The sequence below is a fragment of the Saccharibacillus endophyticus genome (genome assembly GCF_013185185.1).
Lineage (GTDB): Bacteria > Bacillota > Bacilli > Paenibacillales > Paenibacillaceae > Saccharibacillus > Saccharibacillus endophyticus.
The window spans coordinates 113,750-131,331 of record NZ_JAAZWE010000004.1; the positions used below are offsets into that span (position 1 = coordinate 113,750).

At 54.8% G+C, this 17,582-nt stretch carries 16 protein-coding genes; 10 read left to right on the forward strand and 6 right to left on the reverse strand.

All coding sequences use genetic code 11. The features are described 5' to 3' along the window. Window positions 1–324: 324 nt before the first annotated feature. Together HRQ63_RS15250 and HRQ63_RS15255 are read left to right on the forward strand one after the other, a co-directional pair. Window positions 325–1,179, forward strand: coding sequence for an AraC family transcriptional regulator (locus tag HRQ63_RS15250; protein ID WP_172245274.1), 855 nt, complete (start codon window positions 325–327; stop codon window positions 1,177–1,179). 278 nt (window positions 1,180–1,457) lie between these two features. Beyond that, window positions 1,458–1,931, forward strand: a complete 474-nt coding sequence (locus tag HRQ63_RS15255) for an HTH domain-containing protein (protein WP_172245276.1) — start codon at window positions 1,458–1,460, stop codon at window positions 1,929–1,931. 73 nt (window positions 1,932–2,004) lie between these two features. Here HRQ63_RS15255 and HRQ63_RS15260 read toward each other — a convergent pair whose 3' ends face one another. Both HRQ63_RS15260 and HRQ63_RS15265 read right to left on the reverse strand, forming a co-directional pair. Then, window positions 2,005–2,511 (reverse strand): SMI1/KNR4 family protein, encoded by a 507-nt coding sequence (locus HRQ63_RS15260; protein ID WP_172245277.1) that lies wholly within the window; start codon window positions 2,509–2,511, stop codon window positions 2,005–2,007. 177 nt (window positions 2,512–2,688) lie between these two features. Next, a complete protein-coding gene (locus HRQ63_RS15265; protein WP_172245279.1) occupies window positions 2,689–5,130 on the reverse strand; it encodes a glycoside hydrolase family 31 protein in 2,442 nt (813 codons plus the stop codon). Between the two features lie 380 nt (window positions 5,131–5,510). Here HRQ63_RS15265 and HRQ63_RS15270 point away from each other — a divergent pair, with 380 nt between their 5' ends. After that, window positions 5,511–6,281, forward strand: a complete 771-nt coding sequence (locus tag HRQ63_RS15270) for a TspO/MBR family protein (protein ID WP_172245281.1) — start codon at window positions 5,511–5,513, stop codon at window positions 6,279–6,281. Window positions 6,282–7,059: 778 nt separating this feature from the next. Here the strand turns inward: HRQ63_RS15270 and HRQ63_RS15275 are convergent. Both HRQ63_RS15275 and HRQ63_RS15280 read right to left on the reverse strand, forming a co-directional pair. Beyond that, on the reverse strand, window positions 7,060–7,449 hold the full coding sequence (locus HRQ63_RS15275) for a RidA family protein (protein WP_037284993.1): 390 nt from the start codon (window positions 7,447–7,449) through the stop codon (window positions 7,060–7,062). Window positions 7,450–7,832: 383 nt separating this feature from the next. Then, complete coding sequence (locus HRQ63_RS15280) at window positions 7,833–9,227, reverse strand: ATP-binding protein (RefSeq protein ID WP_172245283.1); 1,395 nt, start codon at window positions 9,225–9,227, stop codon at window positions 7,833–7,835. A 235-nt stretch (window positions 9,228–9,462) separates the two neighbouring features. On the opposite strand from HRQ63_RS15280, the gene HRQ63_RS15285 reads away from it, so the two are divergent. The 3 genes from HRQ63_RS15285 (at window position 9,463) to HRQ63_RS15295 (ending at window position 11,769) form a co-directional block, all read left to right on the forward strand. Next, the gene (locus HRQ63_RS15285; RefSeq protein ID WP_172245284.1) at window positions 9,463–10,320 is read left to right on the forward strand and encodes a carbon-nitrogen hydrolase family protein; all 858 of its coding nucleotides are present in this window, start codon (window positions 9,463–9,465) and stop codon (window positions 10,318–10,320) included. 8 nt (window positions 10,321–10,328) lie between these two features. Further along, window positions 10,329–11,021: a GNAT family N-acetyltransferase gene (locus HRQ63_RS15290; RefSeq protein WP_172245286.1), complete on the forward strand. Its 693-nt coding sequence runs from the start codon at window positions 10,329–10,331 to the stop codon at window positions 11,019–11,021. Between the two features lie 79 nt (window positions 11,022–11,100). Beyond that, window positions 11,101–11,769 carry a GNAT family N-acetyltransferase gene (locus tag HRQ63_RS15295; protein WP_172245288.1) on the forward strand — a complete coding sequence of 223 codons (669 nt, stop codon included), beginning with the start codon at window positions 11,101–11,103 and terminating at the stop codon, window positions 11,767–11,769. A gap of 29 nt (window positions 11,770–11,798) precedes the next feature. Here HRQ63_RS15295 and HRQ63_RS15300 read toward each other — a convergent pair whose 3' ends face one another. Together HRQ63_RS15300 and HRQ63_RS15305 are read right to left on the reverse strand one after the other, a co-directional pair. Then, window positions 11,799–12,053: a hypothetical protein gene (locus HRQ63_RS15300; RefSeq protein ID WP_172245290.1), complete on the reverse strand. Its 255-nt coding sequence runs from the start codon at window positions 12,051–12,053 to the stop codon at window positions 11,799–11,801. Between the two features lie 110 nt (window positions 12,054–12,163). Then, the gene (locus HRQ63_RS15305) at window positions 12,164–12,391 is read right to left on the reverse strand and encodes a CsbD family protein (protein WP_211251331.1); all 228 of its coding nucleotides are present in this window, start codon (window positions 12,389–12,391) and stop codon (window positions 12,164–12,166) included. A 356-nt stretch (window positions 12,392–12,747) separates the two neighbouring features. Between HRQ63_RS15305 and HRQ63_RS15310 the strand changes: the two genes are divergently transcribed. The 4 genes from HRQ63_RS15310 to HRQ63_RS15325 all read left to right on the forward strand — a co-directional run bounded on the left by HRQ63_RS15310 (window position 12,748) and on the right by HRQ63_RS15325 (window position 17,316). Beyond that, a complete protein-coding gene (locus tag HRQ63_RS15310; RefSeq protein WP_172245292.1) occupies window positions 12,748–13,680 on the forward strand; it encodes an FMN-binding protein in 933 nt (310 codons plus the stop codon). Window positions 13,681–13,809: 129 nt separating this feature from the next. Next, window positions 13,810–15,687 carry an FAD-dependent oxidoreductase gene (locus tag HRQ63_RS15315; protein ID WP_172245294.1) on the forward strand — a complete coding sequence of 626 codons (1,878 nt, stop codon included), beginning with the start codon at window positions 13,810–13,812 and terminating at the stop codon, window positions 15,685–15,687. A gap of 214 nt (window positions 15,688–15,901) precedes the next feature. After that, window positions 15,902–16,333: a hypothetical protein gene (locus HRQ63_RS15320; protein WP_172245296.1), complete on the forward strand. Its 432-nt coding sequence runs from the start codon at window positions 15,902–15,904 to the stop codon at window positions 16,331–16,333. Between the two features lie 2 nt (window positions 16,334–16,335). Beyond that, entirely contained in the window at window positions 16,336–17,316 is a 981-nt protein-coding gene (locus HRQ63_RS15325; RefSeq protein WP_172245298.1) for a polyprenyl synthetase family protein, read from the forward strand. Window positions 17,317–17,582 lie beyond the last annotated feature (266 nt).

Below are 17,582 nucleotides of genomic sequence, written 5' to 3' on the forward strand. Positions count from 1 at the left end.
TCCGCTTTTTTCGAGTCCATGATTAAACAAGCCAAAATTGCCCTTCTCCCCATTCTAAACGATATTCGGCAATTTTTCGACCGGTTACGCAATGTCTGTGCAAGCAAGCATCAGCAAGCGGGCAAAAAGACTTGACGGAGCCGGAGGCCGGCATCACGATAAAAGAAACGACAAGCAGGCCGCATGCAAAAGACCTTGCACGATCCGCGCTCTTGCTGCAAGGCATTCCTCGATCTGCCGCGATAGACTGTATTTGAGAGGGAACGAAGATTCATGATCATAATCGAACCTGCTTGCAGCGGGTGAGCGAAGGAGCTTTTTATCATGGATTGGATGACGCGAATGAATGCGGCACTCGACTATATCGAGTCCCGTTTGACGGAAGAGATTTCTTATGCGGAGGCTGCGAAGAAAGCTTGCTGCCCCGCGCAGCATTTTCAACGGATGTTCGCCTTGGTGACGGATATTCCCTTGTCGGAGTACATCCGCCGCAGAAGGCTCACGCTGGCTGCCTTCGAGCTGCAGCACAGCCCGTCCAAAGTCGTCGATATCGCGCTCAAGTTCGGTTACGAATCGCCCGAAGCGTTCGCCCGAGCCTTCCAGCAGCTGCACGGCACGACGCCGACCCAAGCCCGAAGCATGGGGACGACGCTCAAAGCCTATCCCCGACTCACCTTTCAATTCATTTTAAAAGGAGCTACGGAAATGAACTATCGGATAGAAAAAGCAGGCGCATTTCGAACGGTAGGCGAGATGTTGACGGTAGACACGGAGCGCGCTTTTGAACAAATCCCGCTTCGCTGGTCCGAAGCCGCAGAAGACGGTTTGTTCGGAAGATTATTCGAAATCGGACGCTTCGACGCGCCGATCCGAGGACTTTTGGGCGTGCTGGCCGAAGGGAAATGGGGCCAAGCCGAGACCTTCGACTATCATTTGGCGATTGCCTCGGATGCGCCGCTGCCGGAAGGAATGGCCGAGCTGGTTTTTCCCGAAGCGCTTTGGGCGGTATTCAGCGTGCCGGGTTCGCCGAACGGTCTTCAGGAAGCCTGGAAAAGGCTCTACACCGAATGGCTGCCGTCTTCCCCTTACGAGTTGGCGAATCTGCCTGCGGTGGAAGCCTATCTTCCGCCCGAGGAGAAGCGCAATGAATTATGGATTCCGGTAATTTCGAAAAGTTGAGCGCCGGAACTCGACGCAGAGTGTCGAGAAGATCTAACGTAGCTGGAAGCGAGAAGACGGAGAGAGAAATTCAGTGAAAGACGCCTTTGAACTCGGAAAATTCCTTATTTAAATCTAATCCCTTTTCCGAGTGAGACAGCGAATTGAACGAATTTCTCTCGCACTCTTCTCGCTTCCCCCGCCGAAGTAACTTTCTCGACACTCTGGCTGAGCGCTATCGTTCAGCTTTTTTTGCAGTAAAAAGGACGTGTATAATGGATGCCGAGGAGGTGCTTGGCATGAATGAAATTCATAAAGGCAGCATCGAATTCGACGAAGAACCGCTTCCCGCCGAGGCGGTGACGGATCGCGAACTGCTTCGCAGCGCTTTGGAGACGTATAAGATTACGTATGACGCGCTGGAGCGCCTGACGGGTATCGGGCGCGCGGATCTGGAGGCTTATCTGGAAGGCGTTACCGATCTTGAACATTTGGACGCCGAACAGCGGTTTTCCGGGCTTGGCCTGATTGCTTTTTTGGGGATGGGGATCAATACGCCTCAGATTCTTCCGGAGGCGAGAGTGCTGGCCCTTATCGGAAACCTCGAAGAAGAGTACGGGTTCACGGCCGAAATGATCGCGCTCCAAAGCGGGCTTGAAACCTCGGATGTCGAACGTTTCCTCGCCGGACGCAAAGTCGCGGCCGAGAAACGTTTTAAACTGGGCGTAGCCGTATTGTTCCTGCATTTCCTGATCCATAAAGGAAAGGAGTAGAAGTTTTTTCAACGGAGGTTCGCGGCAGGGCCTGATCGCTTCGGGCCTGCTTTCCCGCGACGCTTATTCACGGTCAAATCGTCCGCCCCCGGCTCTCTACCAAGTTCGCCACCCAGTCGTCAAAAGCCCCAAATTCGCATTCTTCGATCCACTGCTCCGGAGGCACCTCCGGGTAAAACACGCCGAAGCGCTCATCCCGATCGCTGCCCGGCCGGAATCCGCCGAAGTGCCCCAGCTTCGGAATCGAAATGCCCAGCAGCAGCTCCGGGTACAGATCTTTTCCGTAACCGTCGAATACCTGATGCGAAAAGGCTTGAATTTCGTCCGGTCCCAATACTTCGATCCCCGCAGTCAAAGGACCCACGAACAACTCTACCCCGCCGACCCCGATCAGGAAACGCTTATATTCAGCCGGAAGCTCGATCCCCGACTCTTTCTCAAATACCTCCAACGCTTGTCCGGTAAACGTTCTTTTTCGCATAAACCGATACGATTCGCCGTTATCCAGCTCGATGAATTGGCCTTCGCTGGCTCTGATCCAGGCGTTAATCTGATCGTAAGCTTCTATGATTCTCCACATCTCTCGTCCGACCTCCACTTCGCATTTACCAAGGGCGCTTCGCCCATGTTCAGACCTATAAGTATCCTTTTTGCCTATGTATAACGATTTCTTTCATTGTAAACGCTTGAGGCCCAAACGCCAAAAAAACAAGCCGGCAAGTTCCCGACTTGTTTTCCGACCGGTCGCAGCCGAGTGTTAACCCTTGAGCTTGAAAACAGCCCCTTGACTCATATCCTGCACCTGAATCGTCAATCCGCCGGTCTGCGTATCAATGTACCAACCTTCCTGCCCGTGATCCGCCTCATCCTCCGTCAGCTCGGCCAGCCCTTCGATCTCCGAAGGCTTGAACGCCGTGCATACCAGAGCAAAACGCAGCAGATTGCGGTTCGCCGCATAGCCCCGACGCTCGTAGCGATAACTCAGCTCCAATTCGTTTTCCCCGCCGCGCAGTTCGAATTGGATCGACGACGAGACGCCGCTGGCGTAATCGAAGCTTGAGCCGTCGTCTTCGTACAGACTGTAGCTTGTTTTAAAACCCGGCCGCGCCTTTGCTCCGTACACGCGCAGCGTCAGCGTCTCGTCCGTCCGATCGTCCGCATACAGCTTCGTTACGCCCTCCGCGATGACTGCACCGGATTTGATGTACAACGGCATAATGCTGAGCGGAGCGTGAGCCAAAATATGCCGTCCGCCCTGAATGATCTCGCCCGTCCAATAATCGATCCACTCGCCTTCAGGCAGATAAACGGCGCGATGCTCGGTATCCGGCCGATAGATCGGTGCCGCCAGCACGTCGCTGCCCACCAGAAATTGGTCGCACAGATTGGTCACGTTCGGATCGTCCTGATATTCCAGGATCAGCGGACGCATCGGCGGCAATCCGTTCTCCGACGCTTCATGGAACAGATTGTACAGATGCGGCATCCAGCGATAACGCAGGCCGATATATTCGCGCAAAATGCCTTCGATCTCCGGCCCGAACGACCACGGCTCCTGCCGCAGCGTGCCGATCGACGAGTGGTTGCGGCAGTAAGGGAACAATACGCCCATCTGCGTCCAGCGCACCAGCAGCTCGGCCGACGTATGGTGCGCGAAGCCTCCGATATCCGGTCCGGAAAAAGCCAATCCCGACAGCCCCATATTGAGCACCATCGGCATGGCGAGCGCCATATGCTCCCAGAAGCTGCGGTTGTCGCCCGTCCAGACGGCCGCGTAACGCTGGATGCCGGAGTAACCCGCCCGCGTCAGCACGAAAGGCCGCTGTCCGTCCATGTTCCTTTTCAACCCTTCGTACGTCGCTTTGGACATCAGCATGCCGTACAGATTGTGCAGCTCTTCGTGCGTCTTCGGATTGCCGTTGTTGCCGTGCATGACGTCGAGGTCCATCGTTTTGGAATTATTGAAAACGGCCGGCTCGTTCATGTCGTTCCAGATGCCGGGGATGCCGAGGTCCGTGTAGTATTTGTGCAGATTGCCCCACCATTCCGAAGCGGTATCATCCGTGAAATCGGGAAACGCGCTCGTGCCCGGCCATACGTCTCCCAGGAAAATATCGCCTTCGAGCTTGCGGCTGAAATGGCCTTCTTCGACGCCTTGACGGTACACCGCGTATTTCGGGTCTTTTTTCACGCCGGGATCAACGATGGGCACGATTCGAATCCCCAGCGATTTAAGTTCGGCCATCATCGCTTGCGGATCGGGAAAACGCACCGGATCGAACGTGAACACCCGATACTCGTCCATATAATGGATATCGAGGTAGATGACGTCGCACGGAATTTCTTTTTCCCGGAACGTCCGCGCCAGATGCAGCACCTCGTTTTGATCCATGTAGCTGTAGCGCGACTGATGGTAGCCGAGCGCCCACTTCGGCGGCAGCGCGATGCGTCCGGTCAGTCCGGTATAATCTCGCACGACCTCTTTCAAATCCGGTCCGTACACGAAATAGATATCATAGTCGCCCGTCGAGCAGCCGATCGTGTACGCGATGCCGTGCGAGCGCATATCGAAGTCGGTACGGCCCGGATTATCGAGGAAAATGCCGTACGACGAGCTGCCGTGCATATGGATCAGCAGCGGAATCGACTCGTACAGCGCTTCGATTTCCGGCATATGCGGCGCATAGACATCGGTGTTCCACATGGTGTAGCGCTCGCCGCGTTTATCGAGGAAGCTGGCTTTTTCGCCGAGTCCGTAAAAGTGGGAATCGCCCGGCATATCGTACACCGAATGAATAGCGCCTCGCGGGTTCCAACTGATGTTGTTTTGCCGCGCGACCAGCCGTTCCTCAAGATCGAATACCGACAAGGCGGACGACTTCTTTTCGATTTCCAGTACCAATTTGCCGCTGCTCAGCTTCCATGCCGAGTCGGTCTCTTCCACGGTCGCTTCGAGCGGTTCGTTGTCGCGAGGCAGTACGGCGATCGTAGAGGACAGGTTGACTTCTTTGCCCATAAATAGCTTCATCCGGAACATCTTCTCGCTCAAAAAAACAAAAGCCAACGACGCCCGTTCCCCTCTGCATACATACACGCCGTTCATATGCTCCAGCGCCAACGCTTTTCCGATCGTCCCCCACGCTTCCTGCACGATGATCGGTCCTACCCGGTCGGGGTGTATTGCTTCGCTCGTATCCATGTCTGCGTCAGCTCCTTGTTGGTTCGCTCTTCGCCGTGCCGTTCGCTGCGGCGAAGACGAGTATCGTATCGCTTTCCCGGCATCTCGTTATCCCTATTTCACCTTTATTTCGGCGGATGAATAATGGACGGATCGAAGCCGGAACGCTCTGTATGCACGGATATAGATAGAAGGTTCAAAATGAATATCAGCTTGCTTGTCCCGATTATCCCACCGCTTTTCGTCTTCGGCAATCGGAAAATTCGCGAATCCGGGTACAAGCCGCGCAATTCGGGGTAAAAGGGAGGGAGAAGGAAATGACCTGCCGGTCATTTCACGATTTGACGGATGACTTTTGCGATTCCCGAACTCATGACCATACTCGAAAGGGGCTGTTTTTCTTGTCATCAACCTCGAAAAATCCGTACAAATGGTTAAACGCAATTCTTTTTATCGCGGTAATCGTCGTGAACGCGCTTGCCACCACGCTGCCGTTGGCCGGCCGCGACACCCGGGAGATCTCGGACATGTACAAAAACCTGCTGACTCCGGCAGGGTTCGCTTTCTCGATCTGGTCCGTGATCTACGTGCTGCTGCTCGGCTTCATCATTTACGCGTTCGTCGCCGAACGCAAAGGCCGGGCTTCCGCCGCCGCGCCGGGACCGCTGTTCGCCGTCACCTGCGTGCTGAACATGGCTTGGCTGTTCTGCTGGCATTACTTGCTGGTCGAACTGTCCGTCGTCGTCATGCTGCTGTTCCTCGTCACGCTGATTCTCATCTACCTGCGGACGCGTCTGGATAACGAACGGCTTGAAGTGTTGGACATCCTGTTCGTAAAAGTCCCGTTCAGCATGTATCTGGGCTGGATCAGCGTCGCGACGATCGTCAACATCTCGGCTTTGTTCGCCAAACACGACTTCGGCACTTTCGGTCTCGGGGATGCAGGCTGGGCGATCGTCATGGTGATCGTAGCCGCCTTGCTGGCCTTCGCGATCGGTTTCCGCTTCCGCGACGGCGTATATCCGCTCGTCTTCGCTTGGGCACTGTACGCGATCTCGGTCGAACAATCCGACGCTTCGCAAGCGGTAAGCACGGCCGCTCTGGTGACTTCCATCGTGGTCGCTTTGTTCGCGATATGGATGTTCGTCCGCTCCGTCATGGATCGGGACTGAAGGAAGGGCGGCGCGGAACTCGCCTTGTCGGGAGCTCGCTCGGAAGGTGGGAGCGGTTAGGCGGATTGTTCGAGCAGGGGCAGTCGTTCGGGCTTACCCGCCGTTCGCCTCGAACGACTGCCCCTGCGGAGTTGTGCCGCGGGAAGCCGCTCCTTTGTGGGAGCGGCTTTTTGCATGGATAGGGATCGCGCCCCACCCAACACCAAACCCGGGAAACAGATTCGACGTCGCTGCGCGGCCGAAACCGGAAAACAACAAATATTTCGGCTCGGCTCGGCTCGGCTCGGCTCGGCTCGGCTCGGCTCGGCTCGGCTCGGCTCGGCTCGGCTCGGCTCGGCTCGGCTAACGGATTGTATATACTTTAGAAGCCGAATCAACCCTCTTCGCGATTTTAACGGATCGTATTGCCGTTAGACGCTTACTTCCCCGCTTTTTCCGCAAAAATCAAGCCGATTCCTGCTCTAATCGTCACCTCGATCCGTTAAAAATCTCAAGCGGCTCCAAATCCCCTCTAAGCGTCGCCTCGATCCGTTAGATTCTAACCCTTTTGTTAGACGCTCGGCCTCCCGTCCGCCGCCTTCGCCTTTATCTTTGCTCCCCCTGCAAAAAAGCCGACTGCATAGAGCAGTCGGCTTGATTCGGCCGGAGAAACCTCCGGCCAGGGAAGGCCCAGCGGACGCAGGGGGATTCGTGCAGGAGTAAAACTTCCCCCGGAGCCCGCGCCCGCCTTCCCGCACGCCCGGTTTCAAGCGTCCGAGTCAAAAGGCCGCTCCCGAAATCACTCGGCGAGCGCGATGACTTCGACTTCAACGAGAGCGTCCTTCGGCAGACGAGCCACTTCGATCGTGCTGCGCGCCGGGAACGGCTCGCTGAAGAACGTGCCGTACACCGCGTTCGCCGCGGCGAAATCGTTCATGTCTTTCAGGAACATCGTTGCTTTCACGACGCGATCCAGACCGCTGCCTGCCGCTTCGAGCAGAGCGCGGACATTTTCCAGCGATTGCTTGGCTTGCGCCTCAACGCCGCCGGACGGGAATTCGCCCGTCGCAGGGTCCAGTCCAAGCTGTCCGGAAGCAAAAATGAATCCGTTCGCCGCAACGGCTTGCGAGTAAGGTCCGATTGCGCTTGGTGCTTGGTCGGTAACGATCGGCTTTTTAGTGTTCGACATATGATCCCATCCTTTTCGGCTCGTAATATAATCTGCTGGCTAAAAAGCGTTTGAAACGCTTTGTTCCGCTTCGCATATAGGCCTATTTTAAGCGGTGAACCGCCTTCTCGCAAGCCGTCCGCGAAGGACGGACGCCGCTTACGAGTATGCAAAATCGCAATATCCGGTTTTTTCAAGCCCCCGCAGTCTTTCGTCTAATCAAACGTCGCAATAATGAAGCGCTTGTGCGTTTTCCGATTAACCCCCTGCGTCCAACCGTAACGGAAAATACAAGCAGCAATCCGCCGAGCAGCCGTCTGAAACACGACAAAAAGCCGCAGCCCGGATAAACGAATCATCCGGCAGCGGCAAAATAGGCATCCGATATCGCGAAACCCGCATTTTCAGGAGAGCGGCAAGAACAGCGCAAAGGTACTCCCTTTTCCTTCCGCGCTCTCCACACGAATAAATCCGCCAAGCAAACGTGCCAAATCCCGACTGATCGACAAACCAAGACCCGTTCCGCCATATTTTTTGCTCACCGTGCTGTCGGCCTGTTGAAAAGCTTCGAAGATCGTAAAATGCTTCTCCGCCGCAATGCCGATCCCCGTATCGCGAACCGCGAAAACGACCCATTCCCCTTTTAACTGCGGCTCCTCGGCCTTGTAGATATTCAGCTCCACTTTGCCCGTCTCCGTGAACTTGAACGCATTCGCGAGCAGATTGCGCAAGATTTGCTGGAGTCGCTGCGGATCGGAACAGATCGTATCGGGCAGGTCTTCCTCCACCCGGATATCGAACGTTAATTGCTTGCGCTCGGCGGTAAGCTCGAAATACGGACCGACCCAAGTCGGAATCTCGACCAGACTGATATCTTCGGTGACCACTTCCAACTTGCCCGCTTCGACTTTGGACAGATCGAGAATATCGTTGATGATTTTAAGCAAATCCTCGCCCGAGTGGAAAATGAGCTGTCCGTAGCGGTGCATCTCCTCGCTGCTCGTATCTTCGGCCGAATCCGAGATGAACTGCGCCAGATTAATGATGCTGTTCAACGGCGTCCGAAGCTCATGCGACATATTGGCCAAAAATTCCGATTTGTACTGCGAGGCGAGCTGAAGCTGCTTGGCCCGGTCTTCCAAAACGGCTTTGTTTTTCTCAAGTTCCTCCGTTTGCTGACGAAGCAGCCGATTCAATTTGCCGAGTTCGACGGCGCGATGCTGATCCTTTTGAAAATCCCTTAGGATAAAAGCGAAGAACGAACACAGCAAAAGGCTGGTCGGCAGCGTGTAAGGCAAGATATGCAGCAGATATTCATCCGCGGGAATAACGCCGAAAATCGCGATATTCACGCAATTCAGCACGTTTATAACGACAAGCGCAACGGCCGCCTGCCGCAAAAAGCTCCAGTTCACGCTGCGGAGCCAACTATTCAGTAACGCTCCCACGAAGCCCAAAATCGTCAAATTAATAAAACCGGCCAACGCCGCGTCGGTAAAACCAAAAGCAAAACGCGTCAATCCGATGCCTAACCCGACGACAAAGACGACAGGCGAGCGTTGATACACGAATATGGCAATCAATAGCGGAACGATGCGCATATCGAAAATAATGCCTTCGCGCAATTCAAAACCGAAAAACGTAGCCGACCAACCGCCTGCGATCAACAACAAAACCGAGCCTATGTATTTCACGACACCCGACGTGCGGTAAATCGCATATTTGTAGATGAGATTGGCGATATAAGCAAACGTAACGAGAACCGCCATGTTTTGAATGAACATTTTGGAAAATTCCATCTCTTCGCCTCTGTTTCCTGGATCTCCCGCTCCGGCATTGTTGAGCCCATCATACCACGAAGTTTCGGTTGCGGATATATTCACCATTTTTCGAACGTATGATCTTTTATTCTTATACACGATACATTTTTTGTCAAGAAAAAAGCAGATTTGATGAGTCGTTTCCGAACGTTTCCGCGCCGCCCCCGAATTTGCTATGATGAAGCTATCTTGAATTCAAGGAGGTTTCACGCCGATGAAAATGCGCGCAGCCGCCGTGCAATATCACCTGCATTCGATCTCGTCCTTTGACGAGTTTGCGGCGCAGGCCGAACACTATGTCAAAACCGCTCAAGAGTTCGAAACCGAATTTTTGTTGTTTCCCGAATTTTTCACGACGCAGCTGCTATCCATCCCGGACGAGCAAGGAAATGCCCGCGGGATCGAAAGTCTCCCTGATTATACGTCGGCTTATCTGGATTTGTTTCGCGACCTTGCCGCCCGTTCCGATATGCACATCATCGCAGGTACGCATGTGGTGCGCCGAGAGGGCAAGCTTTACAATACGGCCCACCTGTTCTATCCGGACGGACGGGTAGAAACGCAAGAGAAAATCCATATCACGCCGACCGAGGTCCATGAATGGAATATGGCTAAAGGCGACGGACTGACCGTTTTCGAGACGGAAAAAGGCACCATCGCGATGTTGACCTGTTACGACATCGAGTTCCCGGAGATCGTCCGCATGGCTCGCGCCAAAGGCGCCGACGTGATCTTTTGCCCATCCTGCACGGACGATCGGCACGGGTTCCACCGCGTCCGCTATTGCTGCCACGCGCGCACGATCGAGAACCAGATCTATATCGTGACGACGGGCACCGTAGGCTCCCTGCCGACCGTAGACTTTATGCGCGGGAACTTCGGCCAAGCCGCCGTGCTTTCGCCGAACGATGTCCCGTTCCCGCCCAAAGGCATTGTCGCCGAAGGCGAAATCAATGACGACATGATTATCGTGGCCGACTTGGATCTCAGTCTTTTGGATCAGGTGCGGGAAAAAGGTTCCGTCACGACCTGGCGCGACCGCCGTACGGATCTATATACGGACTGGTCCTGAGGCCGCCCATGAGCGAAACGGCGATCTACGAAAAAAGCTGCTATGTTTTCCGAGACGGGCATCCCGAGCATTTACGCATTCGCAACTATACGGAGCAAGACATTGAAGCATTGATTGATATCCAGCGCGAATGCTTCCCTCCGCCCTATCCGTCCGAACTATGGTGGAACCGCGAACAACTGCTTCAGCATATCGAAAGATTCCCAGCAGGGGCATTATGCGCAGAAGTCGATGGGCGTCTGGTCGGATCGCTAACCACTATGATTACGCCTTTTGACCCGGCACATACTGAGCATGGCTGGGCTGAAATGACGGATAACGGGTATATCGGCACCCATGACGCAGCAGGCGATACCCTATATGTCGTAGATATCAGCGTCTCTCCTGCCGCACGCGGTCTCGGGTTAGGCAAGCAGATGCTTCAATCGGCCTATGAGCTTGTGATCGCTTTGGGACTTACTCGCCTGCTCGGCGGGGGCCGAATGCCCGGATACGGCGCTGTGCAGCATGAAGTCACGCCCGAGCGTTATGTAGACGACGTGCTGCATGGACGCCGACGCGATCCGGTTATCGGATTCTTGCTCCACTGCGGACGCACGCCGCTTGCCGTCGTGCCCGATTATCTGGACGATGAGGAATCGGCCAATCATGCTTTGTTGATGGAATGGCGCAACCCGCTCCTCTCGCTCCGCGGTCGTTGAACAGCGTCTGCTCCACCATGCTTTTCTACCATTATTAATAGGTTTTGATCCAGATCAACTTTATAGGAGGAATCATAGAATGGAATATACGCGGGTAACCGATATTGCTGATCCGCTCTTTGCAGGGCTGCATCGGCTGATGAGTGAGATTTTTCCGCCGGAGGAAGTGCTGGCGTTCGATCTTTGGAAAGAACCGCTGCAAGATCCAGGCATTCGAGTATTCGTGGCCGTGCATGACGGGGAAGTCGTAGGTGCCACGGAGTATCGATATTATGCGGAAGACGATATCGCCATGACTGATTTTACGATCATCGGTCGCCCCGGGCTTGGAATCGGGCCTTTCCTGGCTAACCGCCGCGAAGCGGATCTGAGACGGTTGGCTCACGAAGCAGGCGGAACGCTCAAAGGCATGTTTGCCGAGATTTATGATCCTTATCAATCGCAGGAGCATGAATTCGGCGGCGTGAAGCCGATGGATCCGTTCGTCCGTCGCGAAGTGTTGGCTCATCTGGGCTATCGGCGTCTGAACTTGGGCTATGTGCATCCATCCTGGCAAGGCGACGGGGAAGCGGTAGGCGGCCTTGACCTATGTTTCCTGCCTTATGAAGAAAGCGCGTCTCTCGCCGGAAGTTTCATTGCCAAATTCCTGCGTACGTATTACAGCGTTCTGGAGCCTAAACCGGCGCAGTGGACCGAGATGGTCGAAGCATTGGAACAGCGAAACGCCGTAGAGCTGCTTCCTTTATAAACATTCAAAAAAAGAGTGCGACCACGCCGTCAGGCGCGGTTGGCACTCTTTTTGTTTCCGTGTTCGGCGGGCGTGGAGAACGCCCGGCGTTTCCACTTGGAGAGGACAACGGGAGAGACGATTGATCGAAGGACATCCTCCGCTGCATCGTCTTCCGCCCTTTCTCCTTCCGGAAGTTTGTAATAACGAAGGTCATAGGAGCTTACGAGTCCGCCTTGAACGGTAATGACGACATGGCCGCGCTGCTCGATAATCCTGCCGGATACGACATAAGATTCCACCATGGCTGCGTCCCCTCTCTTCTGCTTCCGGATTTCAACCCGTGATCCCGCCCGGCCTCCGCTCAACTCCGCTTCTTGCGGGTACGGATAGCGGCGGGGCGTTCGTCCGTATATTAGCGATCGCTGCCCGTCGTGAGCGCGGACGCCCAAGACTTGTATTCCAATTCGGCCGCTTCGGCATCATGCCCGTAGCGCTCGCGAACCTTCTCGATCAGCTTTTCCTTGTCTCCGTTTATATACTCCAAGTCCGCTTCCGTCAGTTTGCTCCATTGCTTCTTCGCCTCGTGCTGCGTCTGATTCCATCTGCCTTTAATCACTTTGGTTTCGATCGGATTGGTCATGAGGTCAGCTCCTAACTAATTGGGAATCGGTTTAATTTGAATTACCCTGGCTCCCATTTGCTGAATCCGGACAGGGGTCGTTAAAGCCGTAAGCACGGGGTGAAAAAAATCGAATTTCGACACGGAACGCGCGGAATGAGACATATGCCACACACTTTGTGATTATTATCACATGAATATTTCAAATTGTATGTTATTCTGATATCGAAAACGGTGACGGACGGAGAACGAACCTACGCAGCATCCGTATTCCGGAGTATTTTTAGCCGGTTGAACACCGCTCTGACGGAATCGTTTTCGGTAAATCGTCGATCGTTCGGAACGATTCATTCAGACAATGACGGAGGGGTTAAGGAATGGGTAAAAAACATGGGTCTATCATGATGTGCAGCGTGCTGTTGTTAGGCGTGCTGGCAGCATGCGGAAGCAACAACGAAACGGCAGCAACGACTGAACCGGCAGCGCAAACAGAAACAGCGGCGGAACCGGCAGTTACCGAAACGACGGAGCCGGCTGAAACGACAACCGAGCCTGCCGAAGCAACATCCGATCTGCAAGACGGCATGTACTTCGCGCAAGGCGAAATGGACGCGAACTCCGGTTGGCAGCCTTACGTGATCCTTCAAGTCGAAGGCGGCAAAATTACAGACGCCGCTTGGAGCGCATCGAGCATCAACGCGGGTCTCGACAAAAAGACTTCTTCCGAAGAAGGCAAGTACGGCATGAAAGCGGGCGGCGCTTCTTCCGAATGGCACGAACAAGCCGAGAAGATCGAGCAATACTTGATCGACAACCAAGATCCGGCGAAAATCACGACTGACGCCGAAGGACATACGGATGTCGTATCCGGCGTGTCCGTTCACGTGAATGATTTCACTGAGCTTGCCGCAAAAGCGCTGGCAGCCGGACCGGTCGAAGCTGGCCCTTATAAGGACGGCGCTTACCATGCGGAAGCAGCCGATTTCGATGCGGAAAGCGGTTGGAAAGAAACCGTTGACGTGACTGTTGCCGCCGGCAAAATCGTTGCCGTTAACTTCAGCGGCGTGAACGCGGCCGGCGAAGACAAGAAAACGAACTCCAAAGACGGCAAGTACGGCATGAAAGCAGGCGGCGCTTCCTCCGAATGGCACGAACAAGCCGAGAAAGCCGAGCAGTACCTGATCGGGAAACAAGATCCGACGGCTGTCGAAACAACGGAAGACGGCAAAACGGACGCAATCAGCGGCGTATCTATCCATATCGGCTCTTACCTCAAATTGGCCGAAGAAGCTCTGGCAGGCGCGAAGTAATCGAAGCTGCCTGTCTCGCAACGTATAATTTTAATCTGAAACAACGGACGGGCCGCCGCCTGCCCCTCGCGAGTAATCGCGAAGGCCGGCGGGCGCGCGAAGTCCGTCAACGGAAAGGTTGGTTTCCTGATGAAGAAGATAGTCGTATTGGGCGGCGGTTACGGCGGCGTTCTGACTGCAAAGAAATTAGCGAAAAACTTCAAAAAAAACGACGATGTACAGATTCAACTGATTGACCGCAATCCTTATCACACCATGTTGACCGAGCTCCATGAAGTCGCGGCAAACCGGACTTCCGAAGATGCGGTCAAAATGGATCTCAAAAAGATTTTTGCCGGCCTCAAAGTCGACGTAATCCTGGATGAAGTAGAGAATATCGACTTCAATGCCCAGTCTCTGCAGGGGCAACGAGCTTCCTACGCATATGACTATCTCGTCATCGGAACAGGTTCCAAACCTACTTTCTTCGGTATTCAAGGCGCTGAAGAAAACAGCTACACGCTATGGTCTTACGACGATGCCGTGAAGCTGAAAGATCGCTTCCGTCAGATGTTCACCGAAGCATCGAAAGAAACGGACAAAACGATTCGTCGCGAAAAACTGTCGTTCGTCGTGGTAGGCGCAGGCTTCACCGGCGTCGAACTGATCGGCGAAATGGCCGAATACCGCAAAGAGTTGTGCCGCGAGTTCTTCATCGAAGAATCCGAAGTTCGCATGATCGTTGCGGATATGGCACCGAAGATCCTGCCCCTGCTGCCGGACAACTTGATTGCCAAAGCCGAAAAACGCCTGAAAAAGATGGACATCGAGATTATCGTCGGCAAACAAATCACCGGCGTATCCGAAACGGGCGTCGACCTCGGCGATCAAAAGCTGATTGCCCGTACGGTCATCTGGACAGCAGGCGTGGAAGGCGCAGGCATTCTCGATAAGCTGGACGTGCAGCAAAAAGGCCGCAAACGGATCGAAACGAATGCGCATCTGCAAAGTTTGGATCACGAGAACGTATACGTCGTCGGCGACAATATCTTCTTCATTCCGGAAGGCGAAGAGCGTCCGGTTCCGCAGATGGTCGAAAACGCCGAACATGCGGCTCCTTTGATCGCGCACAATATCACGGCCGATATCAAGGGCGGCACGAAAAAAGAATACAAACCTGCTTTCCACGGTACGATGGTATCGATCGGCAGCCGCTACGGCGTCGCAAGCGTAGGTCTGCCGGGTAAATTCTTCCCGCTGACCGGACTGTTCGCGATGTTCGCCAAGCATGCCATCAACGTTCTGTATCTGTGCACGGTTCTGGGCTTCAATAAAGTCTGGACCTATATGATGCACGAAGTCTTCCATGCCCACGACCGCCGCACGTTCCTGGGCGGACACTTCTCGAAGCGCTCGCCGAATTTCTGGCTCGTTCCGCTGCGCGTATTCGTCGGCTGGATGTGGTTGCACGAAGGCTGGGACAAGCTGCAAAAAGTCATCGATGACCCGAACAATATCTTCCTGATTCCTCCGGATCCCCGCGCGGACGTCATCAGCGCCGCTTCCCAAGCGGTAGGCAACGTCGCCGATACGGTCGATGCTCAAGCAGCCGCTTCCGCGGTCGAAAATGCCGGTCAGGCCGTTCAAGCGATCCCGGTTCCGGGCTTCGTATCCGACATGGTGCAATCGATGATGAACCTGATGTTTTACACAGGCGACGGCGGCTATACCTGGCTGGCTACCGCGTTCCAAATCGGCATGGTTGCCGCTGAAATCATCTTCGGCTTGATGCTGATCGCAGGTCTGTTCTCCGCGATTGCTTCGCTCGCAACGATCGCGATGGGCCTCATGATCTGGTCGTCCGGCATGGCACCGACCGACATGTGGTGGTACTGGTTCGCGGCATTCGCTCTTATCGGCGGATCGGGCAGCATCTTCGGCCTGGACTACTACGTCCTGCCATGGCTCAAGAAACATTGGAAGAAAACCTGGTTTGCAAAACGCTGGTATCTTTATACCGACGACTGAGGCGTTTCGATAACGGAATCGCTATAACCAACCGACTTTGCGTTACGGGCGGGGTCATGTGCAGCTTACGACGCACATGACTCCGCTTTTTTCAAACCGACGTCCCGTTACGCTTTGCATAATCAACGAATTTGTCTCATAATGTGGGGGAATCCGAGTGAACACGGTATATAAGCCGATTCGGTATTTTGTTAGTCCGTCAAGGGGTGCTTCAATGAACGACATCATGATCCGGGAAGCGCTGGAACGCCTCCAGGCCGAGATCGACCCGGTCACGCGCATCCGCCTCAAACCGGAAAAGTCGGTACTCGTCGAAGCGCTAACCGTATTCGAACGCTGTGGCGTAGAACCGCTGCGACGATCGAGACTGTTGGCGATCTATACGCTTTTGGCCTCGGCGTTCGCTCGGCATTCCGAGCCGCTGGAGCTGGACGATACAGAACTGACCCGCCGTATCCTGGACGGCGATTATCTGTATAGTCTCTACATTCAATATGCCTTAAAATGCAAGGAAGAATCATTGCTCCGCGACTTGTCTCCGTTCGTCAAAAAAATTCAAATTGCCCGCGCGCTAGGCCAAGACGAACAAGTTCCTCTTCTGTCTGCCTTCGAGCAAATCCTTCTGAATCGCAAGGAGGCGAACTAGGCATGCCGCTGCATAAAAAATTGCGAATCGACCTGCGCCGAATCGATCGGGAGATGAAGCGCATCGTGAAGTACGACAAGGATGTCCCGCCTCATTCGGAGCTGGAAAAATCTCTGCTGCAAACGATCGACGCAGGCGGAAAACGGCTGCGCCCGATGCTGGTCATGGTCGGAAGCCGCTTCGGTACGCGTCCGGACGACAACCGAATCGTACAGCTTGCCGCGGCTGCCGAATTCATTCACACCGCCTCGCTGATTCACGACGATCTGATCGACCGCTCGCCGCTGCGGCGGGGGGAACCTTCTCTGCACACGCTCATCGGTCCGGCAAAAGCAGTCTATGTCGGCAACTATATGTCGGCACGAGTTGTCGAACTATTAGCCCAAGTGGACGAAGAGCCGGCAGGCGACCGACAAAGCTTCACCGCCGTCGCGACGGCGGAACTGTGTCTGGGCGAGTACGAACAATTGGAACACGCCTACAACTACAACATGAGCTTGGATGACTATTTGTTGAAGTCCAGGCACAAAACCGCCCACCTCATGGCCGTTTCCCTCGAATTCGGTGCCAGAGCCGCCGGAGCCCCGGAACCCGTCTGCCAAAGCCTGTATCGGTTCGGCGAGCATTTGGGCCTGTCGTTTCAAATCCGGGACGATCTGCTCGACTTTACCGCTTCGGCGAAGCAGCTCGGCAAGCCGGCGGGAAGCGATCTGCTCGGCGGCCAAGTTACCCTTCCTGTGCTATACGCGCTCGAAGACGCGCAGCTTGCTGCACAAATTCGCAGCGTAGGCCCGCATACGCAGCCGGAAGACATCCAGCCCCTGCTGGAACAAATCCGCACGAGCGGGGCCCTGAAACGCGCCGAGACGTTCTGCGACGAAGAGCTGCAACGCGCCCGCGATGTCGCTGTCTCACTGGGCGAATACGCCGCACATGCTGACCTTCTGTCTCTGGCCGACTATTTCGGCGGCCGGACGTTTTAGGGGGAAGCGGCGGGGCTGCTGCTGGAGACGAAGTTCCTGTTCGTTTTTTCGCCTCCGGCGGGGCTTCGGGGGAGTGCGTTCCGGGCGCTGTCTCAATCTTCCGATTTCAAAGGCGCCCTTCACCCACTCCCCCTCCGCCCGGTTGGCTAAGTTGCATAAACCGGAACTTCAGAAACCTTTTCAAAAGGCCGACGGACCCTATACCGTCGGCTTTTGTTTTTAGATCAGAGGTCGGCTTTGCACTTTTGAGGCTTCGCGGGCTATCG

Excerpts from the sequence above, each read along its gene's own strand:
- HRQ63_RS15250 (WP_172245274.1), top strand. The coding sequence starts at position 325 with ATGGATTGGATGACGCGAATGAATGCGGCACTCGACTATATCGAGTCC.
- HRQ63_RS15255 (WP_172245276.1), top strand. The coding sequence starts at position 1,458 with ATGAATGAAATTCATAAAGGCAGCATCGAATTCGACGAAGAACCGCTT.
- HRQ63_RS15260 (WP_172245277.1), bottom strand. The coding sequence starts at position 2,511 with ATGTGGAGAATCATAGAAGCTTACGATCAGATTAACGCCTGGATCAGA.
- HRQ63_RS15265 (WP_172245279.1), bottom strand. The coding sequence starts at position 5,130 with ATGGATACGAGCGAAGCAATACACCCCGACCGGGTAGGACCGATCATC.
- HRQ63_RS15275 (WP_037284993.1), bottom strand. The coding sequence starts at position 7,449 with ATGTCGAACACTAAAAAGCCGATCGTTACCGACCAAGCACCAAGCGCA.
- HRQ63_RS15280 (WP_172245283.1), bottom strand. The coding sequence starts at position 9,227 with ATGGAATTTTCCAAAATGTTCATTCAAAACATGGCGGTTCTCGTTACG.
- HRQ63_RS15285 (WP_172245284.1), top strand. The coding sequence starts at position 9,463 with ATGAAAATGCGCGCAGCCGCCGTGCAATATCACCTGCATTCGATCTCG.
- HRQ63_RS15290 (WP_172245286.1), top strand. The coding sequence starts at position 10,329 with ATGAGCGAAACGGCGATCTACGAAAAAAGCTGCTATGTTTTCCGAGAC.
- HRQ63_RS15295 (WP_172245288.1), top strand. The coding sequence starts at position 11,101 with ATGGAATATACGCGGGTAACCGATATTGCTGATCCGCTCTTTGCAGGG.
- HRQ63_RS15300 (WP_172245290.1), bottom strand. The coding sequence starts at position 12,053 with ATGGTGGAATCTTATGTCGTATCCGGCAGGATTATCGAGCAGCGCGGC.
- HRQ63_RS15305 (WP_211251331.1), bottom strand. The coding sequence starts at position 12,391 with ATGACCAATCCGATCGAAACCAAAGTGATTAAAGGCAGATGGAATCAG.
- HRQ63_RS15310 (WP_172245292.1), top strand. The coding sequence starts at position 12,748 with ATGGGTAAAAAACATGGGTCTATCATGATGTGCAGCGTGCTGTTGTTA.
- HRQ63_RS15315 (WP_172245294.1), top strand. The coding sequence starts at position 13,810 with ATGAAGAAGATAGTCGTATTGGGCGGCGGTTACGGCGGCGTTCTGACT.
- HRQ63_RS15320 (WP_172245296.1), top strand. The coding sequence starts at position 15,902 with ATGAACGACATCATGATCCGGGAAGCGCTGGAACGCCTCCAGGCCGAG.
- HRQ63_RS15325 (WP_172245298.1), top strand. The coding sequence starts at position 16,336 with ATGCCGCTGCATAAAAAATTGCGAATCGACCTGCGCCGAATCGATCGG.